This window comes from Nesterenkonia flava, from assembly GCF_031432335.1.
Lineage (GTDB): Bacteria > Actinomycetota > Actinomycetes > Actinomycetales > Micrococcaceae > Nesterenkonia > Nesterenkonia flava.
The window spans coordinates 17,613-28,514 of record NZ_JAVKGT010000036.1; the positions used below are offsets into that span (position 1 = coordinate 17,613).

General features: G+C 66.4%; 10 protein-coding genes and 1 pseudogene. 10 read left to right on the top strand and 1 reads right to left on the bottom strand.

Going from position 1 to position 10,902, the window contains the following annotated elements; genetic code table 11:
• Window positions 1-15 precede the first annotated feature (15 nt).
• The 3 genes and pseudogenes from phnE (at window position 16) to dcd (ending at window position 1,910) form a co-directional block, all read left to right on the top strand.
• Window positions 16-702 (top strand): phosphonate ABC transporter, permease protein PhnE, encoded by a 687-nt coding sequence (gene phnE / locus RH857_RS11650; protein WP_310538157.1) that lies wholly within the window; start codon window positions 16-18, stop codon window positions 700-702.
• 99 nt (window positions 703-801) lie between these two features.
• Window positions 802-1,281 (top strand): annotated as a pseudogene (locus RH857_RS11655) (cob(I)yrinic acid a,c-diamide adenosyltransferase).
• A gap of 50 nt (window positions 1,282-1,331) precedes the next feature.
• The gene (dcd, locus tag RH857_RS11660; RefSeq protein WP_310538148.1) at window positions 1,332-1,910 is read left to right on the top strand and encodes a dCTP deaminase; all 579 of its coding nucleotides are present in this window, start codon (window positions 1,332-1,334) and stop codon (window positions 1,908-1,910) included.
• A 208-nt stretch (window positions 1,911-2,118) separates the two neighbouring features.
• Here the strand turns inward: dcd and RH857_RS11665 are convergent, their stop codons facing one another.
• A complete protein-coding gene (locus RH857_RS11665) occupies window positions 2,119-3,546 on the bottom strand; it encodes an MFS transporter (RefSeq protein WP_310538149.1) in 1,428 nt (475 codons plus the stop codon).
• A 141-nt stretch (window positions 3,547-3,687) separates the two neighbouring features.
• Between RH857_RS11665 and RH857_RS11670 the strand changes: the two genes are divergently transcribed.
• The 7 genes from RH857_RS11670 to RH857_RS11700 all read left to right on the top strand — a co-directional run bounded on the left by RH857_RS11670 (window position 3,688) and on the right by RH857_RS11700 (window position 10,851).
• Window positions 3,688-6,717, top strand: coding sequence for a Na+/H+ antiporter subunit A (locus RH857_RS11670; RefSeq protein WP_310538150.1), 3,030 nt, complete (start codon window positions 3,688-3,690; stop codon window positions 6,715-6,717).
• Window positions 6,714-7,268 (top strand): Na(+)/H(+) antiporter subunit C, encoded by a 555-nt coding sequence (locus RH857_RS11675; RefSeq protein WP_310538151.1) that lies wholly within the window; start codon window positions 6,714-6,716, stop codon window positions 7,266-7,268. Before RH857_RS11670 ends, RH857_RS11675 begins: the two co-directional genes overlap by 4 nt.
• Window positions 7,265-9,004, top strand: a complete 1,740-nt coding sequence (locus tag RH857_RS11680) for a Na+/H+ antiporter subunit D (RefSeq protein WP_310538152.1) — start codon at window positions 7,265-7,267, stop codon at window positions 9,002-9,004. Before RH857_RS11675 ends, RH857_RS11680 begins: the two co-directional genes overlap by 4 nt.
• Complete coding sequence (locus RH857_RS11685; RefSeq protein ID WP_310538153.1) at window positions 9,004-9,669, top strand: Na+/H+ antiporter subunit E; 666 nt, start codon at window positions 9,004-9,006, stop codon at window positions 9,667-9,669. The genes RH857_RS11680 and RH857_RS11685 overlap by 1 nt, the downstream gene beginning before the upstream one ends.
• Window positions 9,669-10,217: an MrpF/PhaF family protein gene (locus tag RH857_RS11690; protein ID WP_310538154.1), complete on the top strand. Its 549-nt coding sequence runs from the start codon at window positions 9,669-9,671 to the stop codon at window positions 10,215-10,217. Before RH857_RS11685 ends, RH857_RS11690 begins: the two co-directional genes overlap by 1 nt.
• Window positions 10,217-10,606, top strand: coding sequence for a monovalent cation/H(+) antiporter subunit G (gene mnhG, locus RH857_RS11695; protein WP_310538155.1), 390 nt, complete (start codon window positions 10,217-10,219; stop codon window positions 10,604-10,606). The genes RH857_RS11690 and mnhG overlap by 1 nt, the downstream gene beginning before the upstream one ends.
• A gap of 71 nt (window positions 10,607-10,677) precedes the next feature.
• A complete protein-coding gene (locus RH857_RS11700; RefSeq protein ID WP_310538156.1) occupies window positions 10,678-10,851 on the top strand; it encodes a hypothetical protein in 174 nt (57 codons plus the stop codon).
• The last annotated feature ends 51 nt before the right edge of the window (window positions 10,852-10,902 follow it).

The following is a 10,902-nucleotide window of genomic DNA, read 5'->3' on the forward strand; positions in this document are numbered from 1 at the left end:
CCACACTGGTCACGAATCACTCACGCTGCGTGGACCCGCCACGCGCGCATGACCGGGGCCGTGCCGCCGAACTTTGAGCGGGCCCCCAACCTGGCCGAAGCCATGCTGGAGACCCTGGAGATCGCCCTGATCGGCACGGTCATCGGCGTGATCCTCAGTGTGCCGGCCGCGCTGCTGGCCGCCAGGAACACCACCCCCTGGTTGCCCGTGTCCTGGGCCATGCAGTTTGTGCTGACCACGATGCGCTCGGTGCCCGATCTGGTCTGGGCGCTGATCTTTGTCATGGCGGTGGGTCTGGGCCCGCTGGCAGGCATCCTGGCGATCGTCGTGGATGTGATCGGCTTTGCCGGTCGCTTCTTTGCCGAACGGATCGAGGAGGTGGAGCGGGGACCGATTGACGCGCTGCGCTCCACCGGTGCGGGGCCCGTGGCGGTGATCGTCGGAGCTGTGCTGCCGGCGTCGTTCGCCTCGTTCACCGGCACCAGCATGTACTGCCTCGAGAAGTCGATCCGCGGGGCCACGATTCTGGGCATGGTGGGCGCCGGCGGCATCGGGATGGAGCTTACGCCCGCGTTCACCCTGCGCCAGTGGGACACGGCGCTGACGATCATCCTGCTCATCCTCGTGGTGGTGCTCGCTGCGGAGCGGCTCAGCTCCATGGTGCGCCGCCGCATGCTGGGGGCAGATCAGCTGATGCGCTGAGCAGGGGGAGGAGCGTGCCGGTGTCTGCGTAGAATCGCTGACGTGAGCGCGTCCTCTCCCTCCAGCACCGCCGGCCCGGCCTCCGGGCGAGGCTTCGTCATGTTGCTGACCGGTGACGGGTGGGGCAAGAGCACCGCGGCGCTGGGCTATGCGGTGCGCGCCTCCACTCGCGGGTGGCCCGTCACCGTGGTGCAGTTCCTCAAAGGTGGCGCCTGGAACGGGCCGGAGGCGTCGCTGACCACGCTCTCCGGAGTGCGCTGGCAGGCCTTCACCCCCGGGCTGACCTGGGGGAGCGAGAATCCGAAGAAGCTCGCCCGCTGGGCATGGGACGAGGCGCTAGAGGCTATGAACTCGCCCGAGGGTGGTCTCGTGGTGTTGGACGAGGTGGCCCGCGCCGTGGACCACGGCCTGCTTCAGGCCCCCGAGGTGGCGGCTGCGCTCGGGCGGCGCAACCCTTAGACCAGCGTGATCACGACCGGCAAGGGGGCTGCCGCCGAGCTGGTGGAGGCCGCCGACACGGTCACGACCTTCGAGCCGCTCAAGCACGATCCCGGGATGGGCAAGCCGCTGGCTCCATGAGCCGTGCACTCATGACCAACAGGCCCCGCGCACAGTGATAATTTGGTTCTGTGCTGCTCTCAGACCGTGACATCCGTGCCGAGCTCGACGCTGGCCGCATCCAGCTGGATCCTCTGGACGAGTCCATGATCCAGCCCTCCAGCGTCGACGTGCGTTTGGAGCGCATGTTCCGGCTCTTCGACAACCACAAATACGCCCACATCGACCCCTCCCAGGAGCAGCCGGACCTCACGCGCCTGGTGGAGGTGGATCCTGAGGAGCCCTTCATTCTGCATCCGGGGGAGTTCGTGCTGGGCGCCACCTATGAGACCGTCACGCTGCCCGAGGACATCGCAGCCCGCCTGGAGGGCAAGTCCTCCCTGGGCCGCCTGGGTCTGCTGACCCACTCCACGGCAGGATTCATTGACCCGGGATTCTCCGGTCAGGTGACCCTTGAGCTGTCGAACATGGCGACCCTGCCCATCAAGCTGTGGCCCGGGTCCAAGATCGGTCAGCTGTGCTTCTTCCGGCTCTCCTCTCCCGCTGAGCACGGCTACGGCGCCGGCGTTCACCTCTCCCGGTACCAGGGACAGCGTGGCCCCACGGCCTCCCGCAGTCACGAGAACTTCCACCGCACCATCATCGGCTGAGCACAGCCGCCCTCCCCTCGGGGACGAGGTCCGTGCGGCGTGCTCGCCGAGACGAAGAGTGTCGGATTCCCCGCGGTTTTTTGGGGTTTCGGCCCGTAGTGGCGCGGTTAATCCGAGAATTCTTGAGGGGCTCGGGGTGGTAGGGCGTGATGCTCGGCGTCAGCCGGGCGAGAGGGTGGCGGGGTTTCCCCGCCCGCGGGACCGGTCTTTAGGCGTGATGCTCGGCGTCAGCCGAGCGAGAGGGTGGCGGGGTTTCCCCGCCCCCGGAACCAACACCGTGCTCACGCATCTTGGCCGGTCCGGTGGGATTGCGCACCTGGGACAGCAACGCCAGGCCGACGGCGAAGACCACGATGATCGCCACGATGATGGCCTTGTCCGCGCCCTCATCCGTGGTGGCCTCGGCCCCGAGGATCAGCATGATGAGCGCGGAGGTGATGAAGCCGACGCTGCGCCCAGTGGTCGCATAGAGGCCGAAGAGCTCTGCCGCCCGGTCCGGCGGCGCCAGGCGTCCCAGGAAGGCGCGGGAGGACGCCTGAGCGGGTCCCACGAACAGGCACAGGAACAGGCCGAAGATCCAGAACGCCATGAACGGGGTGATCTCTGCGCCCAGCACCACCCGCTCGACGTCGAAGAAGTACAGAATGACGGCGACGCCGATCAGGGACATAATGCACGTGGCGATGACCTTGCGCGGCCCCACCTTGTCCTCCAGGAAACCGCCGACGATGGCACCGAGTGCGGCCACCACGTTGCCGGCGATGCCGAACATCATGATCTCCTGGAAGCCGAGGCCGTAGATCGCCCCGCCGAGCACTGCGCCGTAGGTGAAGACCGCGGAGAGCCCGTCCCGGTAGACGGCGGAAGAGATGAGGAACCAGAACGTGTTCCGGTCCTCGCGCCAGAGCCCGATGAGAACTCGGATCAGCCGGCGGTAGGACTCCAGGATGCTCGGACGCTTCTGCACCGTGTCCTGATCTGCGGTGGGCACCTTGGTCAGCAGCAGGGGCAGGGCGAACACCAGGTGCCAGACTGCGGCGACGATGGCGACGATGCGGACGTTCAGTGCGTCGTCGTCGGTGATCCCGAAGATGTAGGGCGGGTCTCCCAGCACCAGGGTGAATAGTGCGATGGCGAGAATAACGATCCCGCCCAGGTATCCGGCACCCCAGCCGATACCCGAGACCCGCCCCATACGGCGGTGATCCGAGATATCGGTGATCATCGCGTTGTAGTTCACGTTGGCGAACTCGTCGAACAGCGTCATCGACGCCATCAGGGTCACGCCCAGGGCGAGGTAGCCCGCCTCAGGCCGGACAAAGAAGCAGGAAGCCACCAGGCCCACAATGATCAGGGTATGGATGCTCAGCCAAAGCTTGCGCTTACCGCCCCTGTCGGCCCGCTGCCCGATGATCGGGGCGGTCAGCGCAATGATGATCCCGGCGATCGTGTATCCGGTGGAGAGCCAGAAGGTGCCGTCGTTGGGATCCACCACTGTGGTGATGTAGTAGCCGAAGACGAACGTGACCATGACCGCGGAGACCGTGGCATTGCCCCAGCTCCACAGGCTCCATTTGGCGATCAGGGCCTTGTTCAGCGGGGCTTGCGCTGTCTGCGTTGACGAGGTGCTGGTCACGGGCGGATAGTAACCCATCCCTGTTAACATTGAGGGAACACTCAGGTTCCCTTCATAGTGTGTCTTTCTCGTAGAATGCACAGGGCCTGTGTGGCGTTGCTGTGGTCGCAGGGAGAAGAAAGGGTCCGTTAGATGCTCGTGATGCTTGCTGTGCTCTTTGCGGTGAGCGTCGCAGTGCCTCTGATGTATCACTTCCTGGGCCGCAGCACCTTTTACGTGCTGACGGGCGTGCTCGTCGGGGCTTTCATCTGGGCCCTGACGTACCTGCCCACCACACTGGATGCCCAGCAGGGTGCCGTCACGGGCCAGCCCAACGCACCGCCAGCGGAGATCACCGAGTGGATCCCGCAGTTCGGTGTGGAGCTGGCCTTCCGGATGGACGCCCTTGCGCTGGCCCTCTCCCTGCTGATCACCGGCGTCGGCGCCCTGGTCATGCTCTACTGTGCGCGGTACTTCCCCGCCGGTGAGCGCGCGGCAGGCCCCTTCGCCGCGCAGCTGTTCGCCTTCGCGGCCTCCATGCTGGGCCTGGTGCTCTCCGATGATCTGGTGATGCTCTTCATCTTCTGGGAGCTCACCACCATCCTGTCCTTCCTGCTGATCGGCTACTCCGCCCACCGCGTGTTCGCACGCCGCTCAGCGATCCAGGCGCTCATCGTCACAACCCTGGGTGGCCTGGCCATGCTGGTGGGCCTGCTGTGGATCGGCCAGCTCGCCGGCACCTACCGCATCAGCGGGATCCTGGCGCAGGCGGATCAGCTCTCCGGCACCGCGGTGGACATCGCGATGGTGCTGATCCTGCTCGGCGCCGTCTCCAAGTCCGCGCTCGTTCCGTTCCACTTCTGGCTCCCGGCGGCCATGGCGGCTCCCACTCCGGTCTCGGCCTATTTGCACGCCGCGGCCATGGTCAAGGCAGGTGTGTACCTGGTGGCACGCTTCGCGCCTGGTTTTCACGACACCTCCTTCTGGCTTCCGGTGGTGCTGACCCTGGGTCTGGCCACGATGATCATCGGCGCCTACCGGGCGCTGCGCCAGACCGACATCAAGCTTGTGCTGGCCTACGGCACGGTCTCCCAGCTGGGCTTCCTCATCATGGTCAACGGCCTGGGCACTGAGGACGCCGCCCTGGCGGGCATCGCGATGCTGCTGGCCCACGGTCTTTTCAAAGCGGCGCTGTTCATGGTGGTCGGCATCATCGACCACAAGACCGGCACGCGAGATTTGCGCGTGCTCTCCGGCGTCGGACGCACGCAGAAGCCGCTGCTGATCGTCACCGTGGTGGCTGCCGCCTCGATGGCCGGCCTGCCCCCGCTGTTCGGATTCGTGGCTAAAGAGGTCGTCTTCGAGTCGTTCTACAGCTACGCCCTGCACCCGGCCGACGCCGTCAGTCCGGTCTGGGGCTGGGTGGTGATGGTCGGCGTCGTCGTGGCCTCTGCACTCACCGTCGCCTACTCCGCGCGCTTCCTGTGGGGCGCCTTCGCCACCAAGAAGGACCCCGAGAACGCCGCAACCAACCTTTCCGACACCCCGTTCCACGGCAGGCCCGACGCCGTCTTCCTGGCTTCACCGGCTGTCCTTGCAGTCCTCACGCTGGCCCTGGCGGCCTACCCGGCGCCCGTGCAGCGCCTCGTGGCGCCGTTCGCCACCCTCTTCGAGCCCGTTGCCCCCGATGTCCACGCCACCTATCTGGCCCTCTGGCACGGCTTCACCCCCGTGCTGGGCCTCTCGGCACTGACCTGGGCACTGGGCCTGGGGCTCTTCTGGCTGCGGGGCAGGCTCAGCCCCGCCCAGACGCCGGTGCCGGCGCCCTTCGACGCCGAACGGATCTACCGCGCCAGCATCCGCGAGCTCGATGCCCTGGCCATCTGGGTCACCTCGAAGACCCAGCGTGGCTCCCTGGGCTGGTATTTGTTCATCATCGTCGCCGTCGCCACCGCTGTGCCTGCAGGCGTGGTGGCCCTGACACACCAGCGGTTGCCGCGGGATGTCATCATCGCCGAACAGCCACTGCAGATCGTCCTGGCGGCGATCATCATCGCCGGCGGCCTGGGAGCGATCTGGGCGCCTAAACGCTTCATGGCGGTGCTCATGGTCTCGCTCTGCGGATGGGGCATCGCCGGGATCTTCGCACTGCAAGGTGCTCCGGACCTGGCGCTGACCCTGCTGCTGGTGGAATCCATCATCCTGGTGGTCTTCGTGCTGGCCCTGCGCACCCTGCCCGCCCGGGTCTGGACTCAAAATCCCACACGCTTCAAGCTCGGCCGGGCCCTGCTGGGACTGGCCTTCGGCGCGGTGGTGATGATCGCCGTTGCCATCTCCATGGACTCCCGGGTCGCTGAGCCCATCAGCCTGGAGTACCCGTGGATGTCTTACGACGTCGGCCATGGCGCCAACATCGTCAACGTCACCCTGGTGGACATCCGCGTCTGGGACACCTTCGGGGAGGTCACCGTCCTGGCGGCGGCCGCCACCGGCGTGGCCAGCCTGATCTTCGTCAAGCGGCGCGATGTCCAGCGCCGGCAGCTGCACGAGGTGCCCACCGGGTCGGTGGGCCGGGTGCTCTCCGACAAGGCGCTGTCCCCGCGGCAGGTCAAGGAGATCCAGGTCGCGCGCTCCTTCGCGACCGTGGCCCGAGAGGCCTGGCTGGTGGCCGGACGCACACTGGCTCCGGAGCACCGCTCGATCATCTTCGAGGTCGTCACCCGGCTGATGTTCCACGCCATCATCCTGCTCTCGGTCTACCTGCTGCTGGCCGGGCACAACAGCCCCGGCGGCGGATTCGCCGGAGGCCTGCTGGCCGGCCTGGCGTTTGTGCTGCGATACCTGGCCGGCGGACGGTACGAGCTGGAGGCCGCAATTCCGTTCTCCGCCGGGGCGCTCATGGGATGGGGCATCGCCGTGGCCTGCTTCACCGGTGTGCTGCCCCTCTTCGCCGGCGGCCAGGCCTTCCAGAGCTTCATCGTGGACCTGGACCTGCCGGTGCTGGGTGAGCACCACATCGTCTCCAGCGTCTTCTTCGACGTCGGGGTCTACCTGGTGGTCATCGGATTGATCGTGGATATCCTGCGCAGCCTCGGCTCCGAGATTGATGTGCGCAGTGAGCAGGAGAACCTGCGCAGCTCAGACATCGGCCACAGCGTCCACTCCGAGACCACACTGGGGGTGGCGCGATGACCGTAAACCTCACCCTGCTGGTGGTCATGGGGGCCATGCTCGCCATTGGCATCTACCTGCTGCTGGAGCGCTCGCTGACGCGCGTGCTGCTGGGCATCATCCTCATCTCCAACGGTGTGAACTTGCTGATCCTTCAGACCGCAGGACGCTCCGGTGATTCGCCGATCGTCCGGGGCGAGGCGGATCCGGAGAGCTATCTGGATCCTCTGCCCCAGGCGCTGCTGCTGACCGCGATCGTCATCGCGTTCGCCCTGGTGAGTTTCATGCTCGCCCTCATCTACCGCTCCTGGGTGTTGGCCCGTCAGGACGAGGTCTCCGACGACGAGGAGGACCGCCGCGTGGCCGAAGCTTCGGGAGCCTACGACCCGGAGGATGACGCCGAGGTCTCCACCGAGACCAGCGAGTTCATCGGCGCCGTCGATCCCAACACTGGCACGGTGCGCACCGAATCAGCTCCGCCCACCGGCCAGTTGCCGCGGGTGAATCCTGAGTCCGCAGCGCCCGGTGACAGAGCCGCCGAACGTCAGGAGAGGAGGGGAGAGACGCCGTGAACCCGGAACTGGTGACCCTGGTGCCGCTTGCGGTGCTCATTCCCTTCTTCGGCGCAGCCTTCGCGTTCGCCTTCTACCGCAATCAGTCCATTCAGCGCTCCATCACGGTGGGCGCACTCATCGTCACCGTGACCCTGGAGATCTTCATGCTCTCCGAGGTCTGGCACGGGGGAGCCCACGCGGTGCACCTGGCCGGCTGGCCGGCCCCGTTCGGCATCTCCATGGTGATCGACAGGTTCTCCGCGCTGATGCTGGTGATCTCCTCCATCATCACCCTGGCGGTGCTGCTTTACGCGGTCGGTCAGGGCGCGGCAGAGGAGAAGAACGACTCCGGCCCCGTGAGCATCTTCTACCCCACCTACCTGATCCTGGTGGCCGGTGTCTCCAACGCCTTCCTCGCCGGGGACCTGTTCAACATGTACGTGGGCTTCGAGATCTTCCTGACGGCGTCGTACGTGCTTCTCACCCTCGGTGGAGGCGAGGCGCGGATCCGCGCGGGCGTGACCTATGTGGTGGTCTCGATCCTCAGCTCCATGCTGTTCCTCATCACCATTGGGCTCATCTATGCCGCCACCGGTACGGTGAACCTGGCAGACCTGGCCCTGAAGCTGGGGGACCTTGACCACAGTACGCAGCTGATGCTGCACGTGATGCTTCTGGTCGCCTTCGGCATCAAGGCTGCGGTCTTCCCTCTGGCGTTCTGGCTTCCGGACTCCTACCCGACCGCGCCGGCGCCCGTGACCGCCGTCTTCGCCGGACTGCTCACCAAAGTCGGTATCTACGCGATGATCCGCACGGAGACGCTGCTCTTCCCGGGGGAGCGGATCAACACCGCGCTGATGATCGTCGCGGCGCTGACCATGCTGGTGGGCATCCTCGGAGCGCTGGCCCAGGCTGATATCAAACGTATGCTCAGCTTCACGCTGATCAGCCACATCGGATATCTGGTGTTCGGCCTGGCGCTGTCCTCCATCATCGGTATGGCCGCGACCATCTACTACGTGGCCCACCACATCACCATCCAAACCACCCTCTTCCTGGTGACCGGCCTGATCGAACGCCGGGCCGGAAGCTCCAACGTGGACCGGCTCGGCGGGCTGGCCAAGATCTCGCCGGTGCTGGCGATCCTGTTCTTCATCCCAGCCATGAACCTCGCCGGCATCCCGCCGTTCTCCGGGTTCATCGGCAAGCTGGGCATGATGCAGGGCGGCATCGCCGAAAACACCTGGATCACCTGGACCCTGGTGGCTGCCAGTGTTCTCACCTCCCTGCTGACGCTGCTGGCCATTGCCCGCATCTGGGCCCGCGGCTTCTGGCGCAAGGCGGAGGACGCCGAGGAGCCGGTGCGGCTGCTGACACCTAAGACGCTGGCCCACGCGCGGGCCGCCAATAAGCGCCTGCTGCCCATGGCCATGGTGGCACCCACCGCGGGGCTCGTGGCGCTTTCGCTGGCGTTCACCGTCTTCGCCGGGCCGCTGATGGACTTCTCCCGCGCAGCCGCACAGGACATGTACGAGCGCACTCCCTACCTGGAGGCGGTCTTCGGGCAGGAGCGGGTCGACGGCATCCGTGAGGAGCTGCACGAGTTCACCTCCGGCTACGTCATCGACTTGGACACCGGCGACGACGGCGCAGCCGAGTTCGCGCCCGTGGAGACTTCCCTGCAGCCGGAGATGGAGATCGAGGACGACGGCTCCACGTCGGTGGACGACGAGATCGAGGGAGGTGAGCGCTGATGCGCAGACCCAAGACTCCGCTGAAGCTGGAGCTGCCGCTGATCCTCTTCCTCGGCGTGTTCTGGATGGCCCTATGGCAGAGCTTCACCGTGGGCACCTTCATCATCGGCGTTGTCTACGCCGTGATCGCCGTGCGGCTCTTCTATCTCCCCCCGCTGCGCGGCAGCGGACGGATCAACCCGCTCTGGGGCCTGGTGTTCCTCTCCCGGTTCCTGGTGAAGATGGTCTACGCGAGCTTCCAGGTCTCCTGGATCGCGGTGAGCAAGGGGCCCCGCGTGCGCAACTCGATCATCTCGATCCAGCTGCGCAGCCACGATGACCTCATCATCACCCTCACCGGCCATTCTCTGGCGCTGGTTCCCGGCTCTCTGGTGCTGGACGTGGACCGCACGACGGCGACCCTCTACCTCCACGCGCTGAACGTCACCGACGACGCCGACGCCGAGAAGATCCGGCAGGACGCCCTGCGGACCGAGGCCCTGATCATCCGCACGTGCGGCAACCGCTCCGACGTCGCCGTCATCAAAGCCGAGCGCCGGCTGGGACGTGTGGCCGGCTTCTCCAAAACCGAACGGGAGACCCCGCTGCCCGCCCCCGGAGCGCTGCCGCCCGGCAGCGTGCCGCCGGGCGCTGCCCCGGGATCCTCCACCGAAGGAGGCGCGTGATGGAGCCGCTGCAGATCGCCTACTGGATCACCCAGGTGCTGCTGAGCATCGGAGCCCTGTGCGCCGTCTACCGGGTCTATAAGGGGCCCTCCGTGCTCGACCGCGTCATCAGCGTAGACGTCATCCTCATCATCGTGGCCTCCGTGATGCTGGCCGATATGGCGGTGAACCAGCACACCGACTTCATTCCCTTCGTGGTGGTCGCCGCCATGATCGGCTTCCTGGGCGCCGTGGCGATCGCCCGCTACGTGGCGGTGGGCTCCACCGCCTCAGCCGATGCGGGCTCCCAAGTCGAGGCGCAGGAGCGGGCGATGACCGCAGAGATCCCCGAGCCGGAGATCCCGATGCGCAGCTTCGCCGACCCCGCCGCGGGAGCAGCACCGAGCACTCCCGGTGCCGAGCGGACCGGAGACGAGGACGAATCAACCTCCTGGTTCACCGCCCTGACCAAGTCCGGGTTCGTGCCCGGTAAGAAGGAGACCCAGTCGAAGGACGGGGAACAGGGAGAGGACTCGGACACGCGACGAGATGAGGGAGACCCACGCTGATGGACTCATCAACCCTGGACCTGGTGATGGACAGCGTGGCCGCCGTGTTCATGGTGGTCGGCGCCCTGATGTCGCTGGCCGCCGGAATCGGCCTGGTCCGGTTCCCCGATCTGCACTCCCGGATGCACGCGGCCACCAAGCCTCAGGTGCTGGGCCTGCTGATGCTGCTGCTGGCGGCAGCGGTGATGTGGCGCTCCTGGGCCTCGATGGGGATCGTGGTGCTGGCCTGGGGGCTCATGCTGCTTACCGCCCCCGTGAGCGCCCACGTGGTGGGACGGGCCGGGTACCGCACCAAGCACATGCGGACCGATCTGCTCACCGACGACGAGCTCGCCCAGGCCGTGGACCGGCTCAGCAAGCAGCAGGGTGTGCGTCGGGAACTGAAGTAGCGGGTGCTTCCGCCGCCGGTCTGATGCGCAGGGCCCTGACGAGGCACGGGCGCACAGGTTAGGGTTGAGCCATGATTCTCAAGATTGCGTTCGCTGTCATCACGATCCTCTCGGCCATCGCGGGCATCATCGCACTCACGGGCGACAACCCCGAGGTGGCCTCCGGCTTCGCGTTCGGCGCTGCGGTGCTCTCTGCCATCGGCGTGGCCTATCTCATCGGACGCGACGGTAAGAAGAACGTCTGAGCTAGTTGTGATGTTCAGGGAGGTTGGTCAGCCTGGTGATGGGTGGTTGGC